Consider the following 15,992-nt stretch of genomic DNA (forward strand, 5'->3'; position numbering starts at 1 on the left):
GCGCGCGTCCGGGGTTCCGCCGATCCGGGTGCCGGCCGGCACCCGGGCGCCAACTCCGGCCCGGGCGGGGCAGCGCCCGCCCGTTGCGGGTCGGACGTCCACCGGCGCCGGCTGGCACCCGGTCAGGCACGCGCCGGCACGTCGGCCGGGTGCAGCACCGCCGCCAGTTCGGCGAGCGGGCGGAGGTTGAGGAAGTCCTCCAGGTGCAGGCCGTGCCAACCCTCCGCGGTGAGCCGGCGCAGGACCGCCGGAATCCGGTCCAGCCGTCCGCCGGTGAGCGCGTAGGGATCCTCCAGCAGCGCCCGCGGCGCCGCGTAGGCGCGGATCGCGGCCAGCAGCGCCCGCTCGCCGTCGGTGCGGGGCGGGCGGGGACGGGCCGGTGTCCCGCGACCGTCGGCAGCCGTTGCGGTCTGCCCGAACGCCGTCGGATCCATGGTCACCGCATAGCTGCGGGGGGCGATCGCGGCGGGGCAGGAATCGAGGCGCGCCATCAGCCAGCGGTGCAGCAGGACGGCGTCCAGGCCGGCGGTGCGGACCAGCACGTCGGCGTGGAGCGTGGCCCGACCCGCCTGGGTGACCAGCCGCACCGCGCACCGGGTCACGTCGGGATGCGTGGCGATCAGGTTCCGTACCGCTGCGGGTTTGATCCGGCAGCCGTCGGCCCACGCCCAGCCGTCGGGTGTCGGCGGCCGGGTGAGCCCGGCGAAGGCCGGTACGGTGCACAGGGTGAGTTCCCGCGCGGTGCCGGCCTGCTGGACCAGCAGACCCTCCAGTTGCCGGAGCAGGGCGGAGGTGGTGGCCCGGTCCCGGACCCGGCTCGGCACGTGCAGGGTCACCTCCCGGAGGTCGGGGCCGTACCCGGCGCTGAGCCGGATCCAGTTCTGCCAGGGTTCCTCGGCCTCGATCAGGCGGGTTTCGTCCAGCGCCCGGGTCAGCGTCGCGGCGTCGCACGGTTGCCGCCGGCCCGGCGTGGCGGTCGGCTGGTCGCTCACGACGAAGTTGAACTGCGGGATGAGGTCGCTGCTCGTGCCGCGTCGATGCTGCACCCGGATCCCCTCCAGCAACGTCTCGGTGTTGTCGCACTCCGCACGCTGGGTGGCCGTCAACTGCGCGCCGGCCGCCTGACGCAGCAACGACCCCACCGTGTCCGCCCAGTCGACCGCCACGCTCGCCAGCGCGGGCAGCACGGTGGAGGTCACCGTGTCCCGGCGGCGGGCACTGAACCGGTTGTTGACCACCGTCGACACCCCGATCGTCGGGAACCCGGTGGTGGCGGACATGACGGCCGCGTACGCCCCGAGCAGGACCGCCGACGCGGGAACCCGGTACCGCTCGGCCAGGCAGTCGAGGGCCAGTGCGGCGGCGGGTGACCGCAGCCGGGCGACGTGCACGCTGTGCCGGTCGGTGTCGCGTCCCTCGCTGATTTCCGGGAAGAGGGTGTGCGGGATGGACACCATCTGCCGGCGCCAGTACGCCAGGCCCGCCTGGTTGCGCCGGGCACCCGCCTCGGTCGACTGCTCCGCCACGAGTTCACGTGGCTGTCCGTGCCGGTCCCCGGCGCTGGTCGGCGCGGGGTCGAGGAGCGCGACGAGATCACGCCGGAGCACGTCCCCGCCCCACACGTCCGCGGCCACGTGGTCGAGGAGGACGAGCACGTCGAGCACGCGTTCCCCACGTGCGACGAGCACCGCCCGCGCGCAGGACCGGGTCACGTCGAACGGCGGGTACTCGGCGCCGACGATCTCCGCCACGCGCCGTTCCCGCTGTGCCGCGTCCGCGTCCGCCGGCAGCCGGACCACCTCGTACTCCAGCGCCGGGTCGCCGATCCGCTGGAACGGCTCGCCGTCGGCGGCCACGAAATAGCGGGTACGCAGGGACTCGTGCCGGTCGCAGAGGCGGTGCAGCGCGCCGGTCGCCGTCGCCAGCGCGACACCGGGCTCGGCGAGCCCGACGCGGAAGCCGACGGGGTCGAAGGTGCGGCGGTCGGGGAACCGGTACTGGTCGAGCCAGGGCCAGGCCTGCCCCCAGCTCAGCGGGTACGTGGCTGCGGCACCGTCAGCCGTGGACATGTCGGCACCTCCTGGTGTCTGGTGGCGCGGCTCGGGCGGCCCGGCCTGCGCGTGGTGCCCTCTTGATCCTCCTGGCCGTGCCCCGGGCCGGCCGTGCGGTGGGCCGCCTAGGCCGTGTCCTTGGCCTCCTGCTCCAGCAGTTCGGCGAAGGCGAGCCAACCCTCGGAGCACTGGCGCGCCAGCCGGGCCACGGAGTACGTGCAGTGTGGTGGCAGGGCCGCCGGCACCTGGTGCCACTCGGGCGCGTTGACCACCCGGAGGTTGAGCCAGCGCAGGAACTGACGGCCCGAGTCGGTGAAGCGCAGCGACGGATCCTGCTGCAGGCCACGCAGCAGGTCGTCGATGTTCGCGCCGACCCGCCTGATGGTCCGCGTCACCTGGCCGTCCACCGCCGCCGAGCGCCGTACCTCCAGCGTGGGATTCTCGCCGCGGTCGAGCCGGGCCCGCACGTCGCGGACCGTGGCCGGGGAGATGCCCGCCCGGCGCGCGGTCTCCCGCAGCGACGTCTGCGGATCGCGTCGGATGATCTCCGCCGCGATCCGGCGACCGTGATTGCTGTCCACCGGACGTGCCCTGCCGTCGCGGCCGATGCGGAACGGGGGTTGCTCCACGGTGGTGAGCGAGCGGCGGATGGTGCCCACGGTCACCGGTGCCAGGCCGGTGACCTCCGCGATGGTGCGGTCGGACCATGAGCCGAACGCGCTGATGATCCGGCGCGCCGCCGCGGTGCGGTCGGCCAGGGAGAGCGGCAGGCCGTGCCCCGCGTTCGCGCGGACGGACTCCACGAACGCCTGCTCCTCCGTACCGTCGAAGAAGTGCACGTCGATCGTCCGCTGGCCGCGTAGCGCGGCGGCGTGGAGGCGGTGCATGCCGTCGATGACCCGCATGTGCGTCCGGTGCACGAGGATCGGGGGCAGGCGACCGTCGATCTCGGCCAGGAGCCGGACGTACGCGGAGTCCGAGCCGTCGAGCCGGGGCGAGTCGGCTGGCGCGAGGCGGTCCAGCGGGACGTGGACCGGGCGGGGCGACTGCCGCGGCCTCCCCGGTACGGCCAGGACGCGCAACTCGCGGGTGAGGGTCGGGACCATGCCCGATCCGTCACTGCCGTCGACCTCTCCCATGCCGCACCCCAGTTCACAAAAGCCCGATGAGCCGATGTACCGCTACCGTCCGATGCCGTGGTGGCGTCGTGTCCTTCGCCGCCCTACACCCGGGTCCCCGGACCGGTCAGCGGAAGGACCAAGGTCGATCTTTGGTCCCCGGGGCCGGACAGTCTGCGAACCCGGACGCCTCCGGACGGTGCCGCCTCCGTCACCGGCTGAAGCCGACACCGGCCGCCGAGCCCGCCGGACGGCACCGGACAGGTCGACACGTACGGCCTCGACGTGGCCACATGCATCCGCGCGGATCCCCGGTGATGAGTTGTCGCGCCCGCACCCGTCACACCTACGACGGGGCAGTTCCAGACGGAAGGATGGCGTGATGAGGGCGGACACACGGCTGGAGGCGCTGGGTGTGAGCGGGCTGGGTGAGGTCGACGAGTCGGCGTTCTCGGGGCTGGCGCAGCGGCACCGGCGGGAGCTGCACGTGCACTGCTACCGGATGCTCGGGTCGTTCGAGGATGCCGAGGACACCGTGCAGGAGACGTTCTTGCGTGCCTGGCGGCGGCGGGAGACCTTCGCGGGGCGGTCGACGTTCCGGGCCTGGCTGTACCGGATCGCCACCAACGCCTGCCTGGACCTGCTCGCCAAGCGCCGCCCGGAGCCCGCGACCGGCGGCGAGGTGCGGTGGCTGCAGCCCTACCCGGACCGGCTGCTCGACGAGCTGCCCGCGGGCGACGCGGACGAGCCGGAGACCGTCGCCGTCGCGCGGGAGACGATCGAGCTGGCGTACCTGATCGCAGTCCAGCACCTCGCGCCGCGCCCGCGGGCCGTGCTGATCCTGCGGGACGTGCTCGGCTGGCCGGCGAAGGACGTCGCGGAACTCCTCGGCGACTCGGTGAACTCCGTGAACAGCGCGTTGCAGCGGGCCCGCGCCGGCATGCGGGAACACCTGCCTGCCGAGCGGCAGGACTGGACCGGCGGCGAGGAGGACGCCGGGACGCGCGAGCTGGTGCGCCGCTACACCGACGCCAGCGTGGCCACGGACGTCGACGGGATCGCCGCACTGCTGCGGCACGACGTCCGCTGCTCGATGCCGCCCACGCCGGGCCTGTACGTCGGCCGCGACCCGGTCGTGAACAGCTGGATCGAGGACGGCTTCGAGGACCTGGGACAGCTGCGCACCGTCCGCACCTGCGTGAACCGGCAGCCCGCCGTCGCCTTCTACCTCTGGCGGTCACAGGAGGGCGCGTACCTGCCGCTGACGATCGACGTCCTGCGCGTCACCGGCGGAGCGATCACCGAGATCGTCACGTTCCACGACGACCGGTTTGCGCAACTCGGGCTGCCGGAGCGCCTGCCGGCGGACGGCACGGAGTAGTTGCCGAAGGAGGGAGGAGCGACATGAACAGCAGGAATGACACCGGGGTGGCCGCCAGCCCGGCATCGGATCAGACCAGTCATGCCCACCGACCGCGCGGGGTCGCCGGCACCGGCTTCGTTGCCACGCTCGCCGCGATGGTGGCCACCACCCTCGCCGCTGCGCTTGCCCAGGCCGTTGGCGTCGACTTCGAGGTCCCCGATGGTGGGGAGGAGGCGATTCCGTTGTCCGGGTTCGCCGTGGTGACCGGCTTCTTCTCGCTCGTGGGCACCGGCATTGCCGTCGCTCTGCGTCGTTGGAGCGACCGCCCCGGTGAGCGATTCGTGTGGACGGCAGTGTCGCTGACCGCGATCTCGTTGGTCCCGCCCCTGCTCTGCGGGGCAGACACCGCCACCATCGCCGCCCTCCTCGGGCTACACCTCGTCCCCGCGGCGGTGATGATCCCCACCCTGGCACGGAGCCTCCGCACGGGCCGCGCCGCAGCCGTGTTCCAGGGCGTACGGTCGGGGTCCGGGCGTTAGATCTCGCCCGTGCCTCCGGTCGTTAGGCACCCGGCAGCGGTACCCACCGATCACCGACGGCGGCGTGGAGCGCCAGCAGCAGAAGGTTGATCAGGATGGCCGCGAGGATGCCGAGGACGAGACCGAGGATCCCACGGTCCCGCCGCTCCCGATCGCCGGGCATGGCGGCCGGCACCACCGGACGTGACCACGGGCGGTCGCGGGACAACCAGAAAAGCATCCCGAGGCCGTACGGTGCGGTGGAGACCAGCCAGAACCAGAACCATCGAGTGCCGAGAACCGGAGCCGGACCGGCAACAAGCACGCCGAGGGAGATGGCAGCGAGGAGCAGCCCGATCCCGGTGACGGTGGCGGCGGCCCACCGGGGACGGACCTCGCCGGCGCGGTGCTCCGGACCGCCGGCCCGCAGATCCTGCCCGATACCGACGGCCCCGGGCCCGGAGTAGCTTGCCGGGTCGACGGCGCCCGTGGTGGTGACCTGGTCGAAGCGATCGGTGTCGGTCCAGTACACCCGACCGTCGGGGGTCCGCCACGCGAACAGCGGACCGAGCGTGCTGGACGCCCGCAGACCGGACGCTCCGAACCACGGCCGCGGACCGCCGCCGGCGGCCCAGCTGTCGCCCCACTGGTATGCCGTCACCCGGCCGGCGACCACGGCCGCCCTCGCCTGCTCGTAGCTCTGCTTCCGGGGCGCCGTCCACCAGCTGACCGCTGCTGCCAGCAGCCACACCAGGACCAGAGCGAGCCGCAACACGGCCCACCACCGCGACGTCCGCCCAGCCAGCGCAACGGCCACGACACGCACCCCCCCCCGCACGACCACATGGTTCCAGTACATGTCTAGTCGCCGGGAATGGTCTCCGGCGGCGACGGCGAGAGTGCCGCGCTGAAGCGGGCCGCGACCGCCGCCACGGCGGCACGCAGTTCGGGGCCTTCTGCCACGGAGAAGTCGAACGGGACGGCGGCCAGCCACTCCTGCGCGTACATCGCGGGGTTTCTGGTGCTACCGACCAGCACGCATCGGTCGCCATCCGCCTGGAGGCGGCCCATCGGCGGCCGGATCCAGGGCACCACCTTCTCCCGCGCCGCGTGGAACACCACGCGGGTGAGGTACTTCCAGCCCGCGCCCAGATTTTCCTCGAGCGCGGCAACAGGATCCAGGTCGCCGGGCGGCGTGAAGCCTCGCGCGGTCTGCCGTACGGCCCGGACTCGGTCGACCCGGTACGTGCGGATGGCGTCCGCGCGGTGCGAGTGGCACAGCAGGTACCAGCGCCCGTACCGCACCACGACTGCCCACGGGTCGACCTCGGCGTCCCACTCCTCGCCGCCCTCGCCCTGATAGGTGACCACGACGCGGCGCCGGTCGGCGACGGCGGTGACCAGGGTGCTCGTGATGGCGGGGTCGGGGCGGCTCGAATATCGGTCAGGGGCGGCCGAGGCGTGGACCCGCAGCGCCGCCGCCTGCCGTCCGACGCTGTCGGGGAGAGCCCGGATGACCTTGCTGAGCGCCGAGCCGATCGGGTCGTCGTCGTCGATTGCTTCCGGCTGCCCGTCGAGCACGGCCATGACCAGGCCGAGCGCCTGCTCCTGGGTGAAGACGACCGGCGGCAGTCGGGTGCCGCGGCCCAGCCGGTAGCCGCCGTACGGCCCGCGGACCGACTCGACCGCGATGCCGGCCTCGCGAAGGATCTCGACGTAACGTCGCGCGGCCCGTTCCGTCACGCCCAGGGCCGAGGCCAGCTGGCCGGCGGTCGCGCCGGGACGTGCCTGCAGGATCTCGAGCGCGCGGACGGCCCGGGCGGTGGGGCTCGGACCGGTTCGCACAGCGGAGACAATACCGGAAGTAGAACGTCCGGAATCGGCTCTAGGTTGGTTCCATGACCGCAGAACAGATCGTGCTCCTTGGTGGCCTGTGGCTCGACGAGTCGGTGTGGACCAGCGTCGCGCGCGAGCTGGAACAGGGGGGCCGCCATCCGGTGCCGGTGACCCTGCCGGGGCAGGGCGACGGGAACAGGTCGGCGACGCTGGCCGATCAGCTGACCGCGGTGCTTGCCGCCGTGGACGCGGGGCCCGGCAAATCGGTGGTGGTGGGACACTCCGCAGCGTGCACCCTGGCCTGGATGGCGGCCGACGCGCGGCCCGGTAGGGTCGCGAAAGTGGTGCTGATCGGCGGGTTCCCGTCGAGCGACGGGCAGCCGTACGCGGACTTCTTCGAGATCACCGACGGCGTCATGCCGTTCCCGGGGTGGGACCCGTTCGAGGGCGCGGACGCGGCCGACCTGGACGAGCGGGCGCGGCGGGCGTTCGAGGCGGTCGCGATCCCGGTCCCACAGGGCGTGGCCAGGGGCGTCGTACACCTGACGGACGAGCGGCGGTTCGACACACCTGTCGTGATGGTGTGCCCCGAGTTCACCCCAGCCCAGGCACGGGAGTTGATCGCCGCGGGCGACATACCCGAGTTGGCCCGGGCCAAGCACGTCGACCTGGTCGACATCGACTCCGGGCATTGGCCGATGCTGACGCGGCCCGCAGAACTGGCCCGGATCCTCGCCGCCGTCTAGCCGCACACGGAGACCACACCTGCGGACCACGTCGGACTACGGCTACCTGCCATCGACGGCGCTGACGTCGCCGCGTACAGCGTCAGCAAGGCGGCGCAATTCGGTCTCATGAAGGCCCTTTCCGGCGATGGCAGGCGCTCCACGTGCAGTTCCCTTGACACCGCTATGACCTGCGCTTGTGCCGGCTGGCTGCCAGGCGCCCCAGAGCGGGCCTCAGGGCTTGGCCCGGGGCAGCCAGAAGGCGTCTTGCCAGGCCCTTTGGCTCTGGCCGGAGGCTGGGTTCTCCCAGGCGCCGCGTCGCCTCTGCCAGTTCCGCTCCGGTTTCACGTACGGTCGAGGTCAGGCTCCCCAGCTTGGAGTTGACCTCTTGCAGTTGTTCGACGAGCTTGCCGATCGTGGTCTGTCCTATCCACGTGTCCTGCATAGGTGTGAGGTCGATGTCGTACGTGAGTTCCGGCGCCGGGCCGAACGGTCCATCCGCGTTGACGATGAAGGTGAACTCGTTGCTGACTCCGGGCTTGAAACGCTGGGCTCCGATGTCGAAGAACAACTCCATCCGGTGGCCCGGTGGCATCGTCTTCACTCCTCTGGTGAAGATGTGCCACTCGTGGATCGGATTCCGTCCGTCACCGTCGAGCGAGGTGGTTATCGGCTGTGCCAGTTCGATCCGTACGTTGCGGGCGATCGACGGGCCGATATTCTCGATCGACAGCATGAGGACACTGCGGTCGTTCGGTGCCGGCCCGATGTCCACCACCACCATCGGTTGGAGCGACTCCTCCTGGGCCTGACGAGTCGCTCGGTGGGCCGCGTCGGTCTGGGCAACCTGCTGGAGCAGAAGTTCGATCTGGCGTCGTCCCAGTTCGGTCTGTTCGCGGGCGGAGTCGGCCTGCGACCGCGCCGCCTCGGCTGACGCCTTGGCTGCCTGCGCCGAGCGCCAGCTGTAGATGAGGCCGAGGAGCGCGAGCACGGCCACGGTGGCCGACAGCCGATCGACCGTGAGCCAGCGCAGTGCCTCCGGGATCCGGTCAACTGCCCCACTCACGCCGCTGCCCTAGTCGTCGGAGGCGTAGGAGATCGCGATGTTGCGGGCGGCGTCACCGAGGTCATGCTGGGCGATCCAGTCGAAGAAGATCCGGGGCCCACGGCGTAGTACGCCATCGTCGATCCGGAGGACTCCGATGCATCGGGCGAACCGCGCGGCTCGTCGATATTTCGACCAGGGCGGCTTACCGATGTCGGCACGGGGCAGCCCGGCTGCGGGAAACCTGCGGATCATCGCCATGCCGTCGGTGCCGAGTTGCTGTTGCCAGGCAGAAAATGTTGACAGGCATCTGTCGGAAACGATCTCCTCCGCCTCGTCGAGCGTCTGCCCGTCCCAGACCTCGGCGAGCAACCGGGTAGAGAGCCAGGCATGTCCACCGGCGAGATCCATCACCCGGTCCACCGCGTTTCCGCCGACGATCTCCACCAGCTTCGCGACGGCGACGACATCGAGCGGCTCGATGTATCTCACCTCGGCGGTGTTGAGCGGTGGCGAGCCCTTGTCGTGCGGATCCCGGAACAGCACCAGCACCGGGCCGCCCACCAGCAGAATCGAGATGTCGCTCCGTAGGTGGGTGTCGTCCAGCCAGCGGAGGAAGGAATAGAAGCCGGGGCCCCACCGCGCCTGGAGGAGGCGGTCCGCCTCGTCGATGACCAGCGCGAGCGGGCGGAGGTGATCGAGTGCTCGGACGATCTCGCTGCGGGTCGCCTGCTGATGGGTGGTTTCCGGCCGGTGCTCCACCGCGCTGCGTAGCGCGCCCAGCGCGGATGCCTCCGTGGTCAGATCCCAGCCGGCGGCATCGGTCCGGACGAGGCGCCGCGCAAGCCCGTCGCTCGACAGTTGGCGGGCCAGGGTGGTTTTCCCCGCCCGTCGGCCGCCGATGAGCAGCGTCGACTTTCCCTGCTGAAGGAGGGCCGTCAGCTGCCGCAACTCGGCCTCGCGACCGACGAACAAGTCAGGCGAGAGCAGCGGATTGCCTGCCATGGCTACCAGCTCCCGCTTCCGTCGCGGTCGAGTATCCACTTCTCGAACAGCCCGATGCGGATCCGCTGGTCGGTAACCAGTCCCTGCCTCCGCAGTGTCGCCTCCGCCTCGCTCCAGTCGCCACGGCGGTTGGACGGCTTGCGCCCAGGTCGGGCCAGTGCCTCCAGGACATGCCGCTCGCCGACAGTCATGAAGTCCCAGAGGTTGTTGCGCAGGACGTATCCCACCGCATCCGATTCCTCAAGTTGGTCGAGCCCGGCATCGAGGTCTGCTCCGGTCAACAGTGTGGCATCCTGACGACACCGGTACGACTCTCCGGCAAGGGTGCGGGCGAGCGACGGGTGTCCGCCGCTCAGCCGGAACAGCCGCTCGGTGAACCCCGTGGTGACCTCGGTGACGCCCATCTCGCGGGCCAGTGAATGGACCATCTCCGTCAGCGCCTCGGCGTCGAGAAGCGGCAGGGGAGTCTCCTGGAAGAAGCTGAAGAGCGGGTTCGTTCCGGCCGGGCCGAGGTGGTTGACGCGGTTCGCCACCGGTCGGAGGTCTGCTCCGATCACCACCACCGTCCGGCGGTCTCCCTGGGCCAGTAGACGGAGCGCTCCGCTGGCTCGTACCCACCGTCGTGCGGCGTCGAGTTCGTCGGGCTCGGGGAACACCCGCTCGATCTCGTCGAGAACGACGGTCAGGCGAATCGATCGTCCGACATGGTCGATCCGCTCATGGAGCTGCCGCTCCAGCTCGGAGACGGTGTTCGGCGTCGAGGTGGTGAACGGCCAGTCGACCTGCTCGAGCCGCCCCCACCGGTCGAAGGCTTCGATCATCAGGTGAAACAGCGCGGTGGGCCAGTCTTCGGTGTGACGGTCGAAGCGTTGCAGGTCGACCATGCAGACCGGCTGGTCCACGAGGTGCTGACGCAGGATGTTGAGCAGACTCGTCTTACCGACCTTCCGCAGGCCGGTGATGAGGACGTGCTCATCGCGCTTGATCGCACTACCGATCGTGTTCAACAGGACATCTCGACCAAAGAGGAAACGCTCGTCGGTGAGAGCGTTCTTGGTGTCGAAGAGGTTGTCCCTGGTGCCATAGCGGCGCTCAAGCTCATCAAGGAAAGGCTTGACTCGGCCGTCCGTGAACGCGGCGCGGAGGGCGCGCAGTGAAACGGTTACCACCGGCTTGCCGTCCAGCCGCATCCGGTCGGCGGCGCGCTCCACGTCGCTCCGCAGCGGGTCGGTGTGGACGAGGTAGCCCACCCGGCCGTGACGGGCGTATTCCCCGAACGGGGAGAGCCCGGTGGCCGTGGTACCCACGTTGGTGACCACCCAGACCGGACCGGGCGTGAACAGGCCGGGAACTCCTGTCGCGTCCAAGGGGCGACCGGCGGCGCTGAACGCGGCCTGGACCACCGACCGGGCGTCGTGATCCGGAGACGACACGACGGCACCGCCGGCATCGGGGTGGAAGGCATTTGGCACAGACTGGAACGACACGTCGAGAGCTGCTGGAACCGGGAGTTCGTGGGCGATCTCGGCGATGTTGGTCGCGAGCTCGAACAGGAACTCGCGGTAGTCGTCCCTGTACCGCTGCAACCGCATCAGCTGCCGTACTCCCATGGCGCGGTCGAGGACGGTGAACGGTTTTCCGTATCGATACCGACGGGCGACCTCGGGTATGCGGCCCGGATCGGTAGGAATCCACGGCAGCGGGACCAGTGCTCTCGCCGCGACCTGCTGACGGTCGCCCCACGCCTGCTCCAGGCGCCTGCTGAAGAAGGCCCACTCCCTGCCGCACACATCACTCCGGTAGTAGCGGGGGGTGCTGAGGGCCACAAACGTCCGGCAGGTGGACAGGGCATCGGCAAGACGCTCGGGCCACCGTTCACCTGGGACGGACCGGTCCACGAACCCGACCACGGCGTCCTGGGGAAGACCCGCGACCAGCCGTACGTCCGCGCTCAGGTCCTCATAGAAGCGCTGTACGAGGGCGTCCTCGTCGCCTCGGGCATAGCTGAGGTAGAAGTACAGCACCGGCGCCCCCTGGTTGACCGTGCCACCACGTTAGGGCGTCCGGGCGACGAAGTGGAGACTCGACCGGCCGGCACGTGCCTACATCCTCCCCCCTGGCGGCAACCTTCCGAGAAGCCCGGCCAGATCGCTGGATGTCGGTCGGTGTCAGACTGTCTGGGTCGCGTTCGCCATGATCTTCAGGGCGGTTCGCCGGGGTAGTCGGCGCAGGATGGCGAGGTTCAGGCGGTTCCTGGTGCCTGAAACGACCTGGACGGGTGTGCGGCTCGCGTCGAGCGCGCGTAGGCCGGCGGTTACGACCTGGTCGGGCGTCTGGAACCGGGCACCCTTCTCGCTGGTGTGTGACGTGGCGTAGAACTCGGTGCGCGTGGGGCCGGGGGACAGGGCGAGCACCCGGACGGGTGCGTGGCGTAGTTCGTAGGCGAGCGCCTCGGTGAAGCTGAGCACGTAGGCCTTGGTCGCCGCGTAGACGGCCATGTTGGGTGTCGGCTGGTGGCCGGTGAGGCTGGCGACGTTGACGATGGCTCCCTGCCCGGTGGCGAGCACGTCGGGGAGGAACTCGCGGGTCACCTCGCTCAGCGCGGTCACGTTGACGGCGATCTGCTCGTTGATCGACTCGATGCCGCTGTCGGCGAACGCACCCGTCGCGCCGAGGCCTGCGGAGTTGACGAGGATGGAGATGGCGATGCCGCGTCGGGTCACCTTCTCGTGGAGCGTGCTCGCGGCGCGCGGCCGGCTGAAGTCGGCTTCGAGCACGGTGACGGTGACCCCGTGGCTCTCGTGTAGGCGGCGAGCCAGCGTGTCGAGCCGGTCGACCCGTCGGCCGGCGAGGACGAGGTTGGCTCTCCTCGCCGCGAGGGTGGTGGCGAATTCGCGGCCGATGCCGGAGCTGGCGCCGGTGACGAGGGCGGTCGCGTCGTGGTAGCGCATGGCTTCTCCTCCACGTCTATGGTTAACACCTGTTCATGAGAGGTGGTGAACAGATGTTAACCAACACTGGTGAACACCTGTCAACCGCGCGGGTGGAACGATCTCTGGGCATGGAGTGACACAGATGGCAACGGACGAGGCAGGCGCGGCAGGACGACGGAGGCGGCGCGAAGGCGATCAGCTCCGCGGCGAGCTGTTGCGAGCCGCTGCCGCCCTGGCCGCGGTCCCCGTCCGGTGGCGATTCCCCCGTTGCGCGCCGTGGCCCGGGCCTGCAATGTCTCGGCCGCCGCCGTCTACCGGCACTTCTCGTCGCAGAGCGCGCTCACCAGGGCCCTGCTGGCCACCCAGTACGAGGCGTTCGAGGCCGCCGTGCTGCATGACGACGACCCGGCACGGTCGGCGGGCGATCGCGCGCGACGGTTGGTACGCGCCTACGTGCGTTGGGGTCTGACCAATCCGGGGATGTATCAGCTGCTGTTCGAGAGCGCCGATCAGCTCGGCGCCGACAGCGGCATCGGTGACGTCGCCCACGAGACCATCGAGCTGGCCCAGCAGCTGCTGGTCGCCGGGGGTGGGCCCGATGGAAGGCCGCTGACGCCGGACGAGGCCGCATGCCAGAGCGAGCGGATCTGGTTCGGCCTGCACGGGATCGTGTCGTTGCGGATCCACAAGCCGGCCCAGGAGTGGCTCACCGACCCCGAGGGCGAGGCCGAGCGCCTGGTCGGCGCACTCCCATGAGCTTGCGCGTGGGATGTCCCGACCTGACCGGTACGGGCGTCCGGTGCGGAGCTGGGCGCCGGTACCGGTGATACGTGCAGATTCGTGGCGGCGAATGAGACCAGATGAGGGCCTCAGCTTCCTGCCGTTGTGGCCTGCGCGTCCCACATGCTGATGACCACGCCGAACACGAAGAGCTGCAAAGCTGTCGCGAGGCCCGGCAGCTCGATGGCGACGTCGCCGCGCCCGAAGCTGGTCTTGCGTACCGGACCCACTCGTGTGTCGCCGATGAGGAGTTCCTCCTCGCTGCTCCAGGAGGACTTACGCCGGAAGTGGTAGGTCCGCCCGGCCGCCTCGACGGTCCACCGTTTGCGGCCTACCCGGTCGGCCGAGGCGACCGTGGCCCCCGCGTCGTCGACCATCGTGTACTTGTTGCCCCACACGTTGGAGCGGACCTGAAAACGCCGCCCGTCGAACTCGAACTCGCCCCCGCTCTTCCACACCGAGCGATCCCACACCGCGATCTCTCGGCCTTGGTCCGTCACGCTGTAACGGCTCCGCCAGATGCTGATCTTCCGAGCTTCCACTCGACCAGAGTAGGTAACCCGGCTTCAGGGCGGCACGCGAGAACATCGGGCGGAAGGGCAGCAGCCACCCGGCGTGGCCAACGGCTATGCGAAGCGCTCGGCCAGCCTCGTCAGCTTGGTGACGTACGCCGGCCAGTCGTAGTCGTGGGGGATGTTGCTGTTCTCCCGTCGCCAACCGATCGCTCCGTCGTGCTGCTCGCGCATGATGTCGGCGTGACCGGCGTGACGGGCGAGGTCGGCGGTCACGTGGACGATGATCCTGTGCAGTGTCACGTCCTGTGCACCGGGCCGCCACCACGGCACCTGCCCCGGCGCGTCGAGCGGTAGCTGTTCGACCGTCTGGTCGGCGAACACCCCGACCCGGCGATACAGGTCGATCAGCCCATCCCTCGTCTCGTCCTCGCCCGCGTACCAGTCTGCCTGTGGATCGTCCGCGAACGCCGGCATGGGGACCAGTTCCTCAGGCGTCGGGAATTCGCGCCCGAAGGTGGCCCCGAAGTAGCCGGCTTCGACATTGAGGCAGTGCTTGAGGATTCCCAGCAGGTTGTTGCCGGTCGCGGTGCGGGGCAGCCTGGCTTCGCGTTCGCTCAGCCCGTCGAGCTTCCAGATCAGGTCGTCGCGAGTCGCCTGGAGGTAGTGGTGCAGCGCAGCCTTCGCATCGCCCAGGTCAGCCATGCCCGCCAGTCTTCCCGGTGCGCCGAGCCGCGGACCAGGTGGGTCGTCCGTGAAGTCATCGGGAGCCGGATCGAGGCCGGGACCGAGTGGCCCTCGCGAACGTCTGCGAGCCGCCAGTGGCGTATCCCTCAACCCGCTGCGCACCGAGGTGATCTACGGTGGCAGTCGAGGAGCGCAGATGATGCTACGACCTGGGGTGCAGCGTGCCCTGATCGCTGCCGTCCAGGTACTCGGCCTGGCAGTGTGGTTCTCGGCCTCCGCCGTGGTGCCGGCGCTGCGTGAGTCGTGGCAGATCGGCGCGACCGCGTCCGTCTGGCTGACGGCGTCCGTCCAACTGGGGTTCGTGGCCGGCGCCATCACATCAACCATGCTGAACCTGGCCGACCGGACCAAGGCGCACCTGTTGATGGCCGGGTGCGCGACGCTGGCCGCCGCCTGCACCGGCGTCTTCGCCGTCGCCGTCGGCGGACTGGCCGGTGCCATCCCGCTGCGGTTCCTCACCGGCGTGTTCCTGGCCGGGGTGTATCCGGTCGGCATGAAGCTGACCGGATCCTGGGCGCCGCCGGCCCGTCGGGGTCTCGCGTTCGGCGTCATGATCGGCGCGCTGACCCTCGGCTCGGCGTTACCGCACCTGATCGGCGGGCTGGGCGATCTGCCGTGGCGCGGCGTGATGGGCACCGCGGCCGGATGTGCGGTCCTCGGCGCGGTGCTGGCCGTGGCCTTCGTGCGGGAGGGTCCGCAGTTCGCCCCGGGCCCGCCACCGCGTCCGAATCCGCGGTACGCCCTGGCGATGTTTCGTCAGCGTGGTCCTCGGTTGGTGAACTTGGGCTACTTCGGGCACATGTGGGAGCTGTACGCCTTGTGGACCTGGCTGCCGAGCTTCCTGATCGCGGGAACGGCGGTCCGGACGGGTCGCGATGACGCGAACGTCAGCATGCTCGCGTTCCTGGCCATCGGTGTGGCTGGGGTTGCCGGATGTCTGGCCGGCGGTTGGGCCGCGGACCGGTTCGGACGACCGCGAGCCGCGGTCACCGCCTTGGTGGTCAGCGGCGCCTGCTGCCTGACATCGCCGCTGTTCTTCACCGCCCCGCCCGGCGCCGTCGTGGTGCTGGGTGTGGTGTGGGGTGCGGCGGTGATCGCGGACTCCGGTGTCTTCTCCACCGCGTTGAGCGAGGTCGCCGACCGGCGTTACGTCGGCACCGCGCTCACCGCGCAGACGGCCATCGGTTTCGCCTTGACGGTCGTCACCATCCAACTCGTACCCGTCCTGGCCGACTCGGTCGGCTGGCGCTGGGCCTTCTGGCTGCTCGTCCCCGGCCCGCTGGTGGGCGCGCTGGCGATGCGCGCGTTCGGCCACCAGCCCGGCCGCGCGTGAACGCAGGTCTGTCCGGCGTCGCTTCT

General features: G+C 70.4%; 15 protein-coding genes. 5 read left to right on the forward strand and 10 right to left on the reverse strand.

Annotation, left to right across the window (positions count from 1 at the left end):
* Positions 1-122 precede the first annotated feature (122 nt).
* The gene (locus KIF24_RS11180) at positions 123-2,069 is read right to left on the reverse strand and encodes a condensation domain-containing protein (protein WP_221083984.1); all 1,947 of its coding nucleotides are present in this window, start codon (positions 2,067-2,069) and stop codon (positions 123-125) included.
* Between the two features lie 107 nt (positions 2,070-2,176).
* The gene (locus tag KIF24_RS11185) at positions 2,177-3,190 is read right to left on the reverse strand and encodes a ParB/RepB/Spo0J family partition protein (RefSeq protein ID WP_221083985.1); all 1,014 of its coding nucleotides are present in this window, start codon (positions 3,188-3,190) and stop codon (positions 2,177-2,179) included.
* Positions 3,191-3,548: 358 nt separating this feature from the next.
* On the opposite strand from KIF24_RS11185, the gene KIF24_RS11190 reads away from it, so the two are divergent.
* Positions 3,549-4,550, forward strand: coding sequence for an RNA polymerase subunit sigma-70 (locus KIF24_RS11190; protein WP_407939912.1), 1,002 nt, complete (start codon positions 3,549-3,551; stop codon positions 4,548-4,550).
* Between the two features lie 23 nt (positions 4,551-4,573).
* Positions 4,574-5,071, forward strand: coding sequence for a DUF6069 family protein (locus tag KIF24_RS11195; RefSeq protein ID WP_221083987.1), 498 nt, complete (start codon positions 4,574-4,576; stop codon positions 5,069-5,071).
* A 22-nt stretch (positions 5,072-5,093) separates the two neighbouring features.
* Here the strand turns inward: KIF24_RS11195 and KIF24_RS11200 are convergent, their stop codons facing one another.
* Positions 5,094-5,876 (reverse strand): hypothetical protein, encoded by a 783-nt coding sequence (locus KIF24_RS11200; protein ID WP_221087298.1) that lies wholly within the window; start codon positions 5,874-5,876, stop codon positions 5,094-5,096.
* A gap of 35 nt (positions 5,877-5,911) precedes the next feature.
* Positions 5,912-6,844: a helix-turn-helix transcriptional regulator gene (locus tag KIF24_RS11205; protein WP_230416266.1), complete on the reverse strand. Its 933-nt coding sequence runs from the start codon at positions 6,842-6,844 to the stop codon at positions 5,912-5,914.
* A gap of 104 nt (positions 6,845-6,948) precedes the next feature.
* Between KIF24_RS11205 and KIF24_RS11210 the strand changes: the two genes are divergently transcribed.
* Positions 6,949-7,632, forward strand: coding sequence for an alpha/beta fold hydrolase (locus KIF24_RS11210; RefSeq protein WP_221083989.1), 684 nt, complete (start codon positions 6,949-6,951; stop codon positions 7,630-7,632).
* A 163-nt stretch (positions 7,633-7,795) separates the two neighbouring features.
* Here the strand turns inward: KIF24_RS11210 and KIF24_RS11215 are convergent, their stop codons facing one another.
* From KIF24_RS11215 to KIF24_RS11230, 4 genes are all read right to left on the reverse strand, one after another.
* Positions 7,796-8,677 carry a COG1361 family protein gene (locus tag KIF24_RS11215; protein ID WP_221083990.1) on the reverse strand — a complete coding sequence of 294 codons (882 nt, stop codon included), beginning with the start codon at positions 8,675-8,677 and terminating at the stop codon, positions 7,796-7,798.
* Positions 8,678-8,686: 9 nt separating this feature from the next.
* Complete coding sequence (locus tag KIF24_RS11220; RefSeq protein ID WP_221083991.1) at positions 8,687-9,661, reverse strand: ATP-binding protein; 975 nt, start codon at positions 9,659-9,661, stop codon at positions 8,687-8,689.
* 2 nt (positions 9,662-9,663) lie between these two features.
* The gene (locus KIF24_RS11225; protein WP_221083992.1) at positions 9,664-11,685 is read right to left on the reverse strand and encodes a TIR-like protein FxsC; all 2,022 of its coding nucleotides are present in this window, start codon (positions 11,683-11,685) and stop codon (positions 9,664-9,666) included.
* A gap of 144 nt (positions 11,686-11,829) precedes the next feature.
* On the reverse strand, positions 11,830-12,612 hold the full coding sequence (locus tag KIF24_RS11230) for an SDR family NAD(P)-dependent oxidoreductase (protein WP_221083993.1): 783 nt from the start codon (positions 12,610-12,612) through the stop codon (positions 11,830-11,832).
* A 234-nt stretch (positions 12,613-12,846) separates the two neighbouring features.
* Between KIF24_RS11230 and KIF24_RS11235 the strand changes: the two genes are divergently transcribed.
* On the forward strand, positions 12,847-13,350 hold the full coding sequence (locus KIF24_RS11235; RefSeq protein ID WP_221083994.1) for a TetR/AcrR family transcriptional regulator: 504 nt from the start codon (positions 12,847-12,849) through the stop codon (positions 13,348-13,350).
* Between the two features lie 113 nt (positions 13,351-13,463).
* Here the strand turns inward: KIF24_RS11235 and KIF24_RS11240 are convergent, their stop codons facing one another.
* Both KIF24_RS11240 and KIF24_RS11245 read right to left on the reverse strand, forming a co-directional pair.
* Positions 13,464-13,874: a hypothetical protein gene (locus KIF24_RS11240; RefSeq protein ID WP_221083995.1), complete on the reverse strand. Its 411-nt coding sequence runs from the start codon at positions 13,872-13,874 to the stop codon at positions 13,464-13,466.
* A 126-nt stretch (positions 13,875-14,000) separates the two neighbouring features.
* Positions 14,001-14,591, reverse strand: coding sequence for a DinB family protein (locus KIF24_RS11245; RefSeq protein ID WP_221083996.1), 591 nt, complete (start codon positions 14,589-14,591; stop codon positions 14,001-14,003).
* A 178-nt stretch (positions 14,592-14,769) separates the two neighbouring features.
* On the opposite strand from KIF24_RS11245, the gene KIF24_RS11250 reads away from it, so the two are divergent.
* Positions 14,770-15,966, forward strand: coding sequence for an MFS transporter (locus KIF24_RS11250; RefSeq protein WP_221083997.1), 1,197 nt, complete (start codon positions 14,770-14,772; stop codon positions 15,964-15,966).
* Positions 15,967-15,992: the final 26 nt, after the last annotated feature.

It is taken from the genome of Micromonospora tarapacensis, from assembly GCF_019697375.1.
In the GTDB taxonomy this organism is placed as follows: Bacteria; Actinomycetota; Actinomycetes; order Mycobacteriales; family Micromonosporaceae; genus Micromonospora; species Micromonospora tarapacensis.

Excerpts from the sequence above, each read along its gene's own strand:
- KIF24_RS11180 (WP_221083984.1), bottom strand. The coding sequence starts at position 2,069 with ATGTCCACGGCTGACGGTGCCGCAGCCACGTACCCGCTGAGCTGGGGG.
- KIF24_RS11185 (WP_221083985.1), bottom strand. The coding sequence starts at position 3,190 with ATGGGAGAGGTCGACGGCAGTGACGGATCGGGCATGGTCCCGACCCTC.
- KIF24_RS11195 (WP_221083987.1), top strand. The coding sequence starts at position 4,574 with ATGAACAGCAGGAATGACACCGGGGTGGCCGCCAGCCCGGCATCGGAT.
- KIF24_RS11210 (WP_221083989.1), top strand. The coding sequence starts at position 6,949 with ATGACCGCAGAACAGATCGTGCTCCTTGGTGGCCTGTGGCTCGACGAG.
- KIF24_RS11220 (WP_221083991.1), bottom strand. The coding sequence starts at position 9,661 with ATGGCAGGCAATCCGCTGCTCTCGCCTGACTTGTTCGTCGGTCGCGAG.
- KIF24_RS11230 (WP_221083993.1), bottom strand. The coding sequence starts at position 12,612 with ATGCGCTACCACGACGCGACCGCCCTCGTCACCGGCGCCAGCTCCGGC.
- KIF24_RS11245 (WP_221083996.1), bottom strand. The coding sequence starts at position 14,591 with ATGGCTGACCTGGGCGATGCGAAGGCTGCGCTGCACCACTACCTCCAG.
- KIF24_RS11250 (WP_221083997.1), top strand. The coding sequence starts at position 14,770 with ATGATGCTACGACCTGGGGTGCAGCGTGCCCTGATCGCTGCCGTCCAG.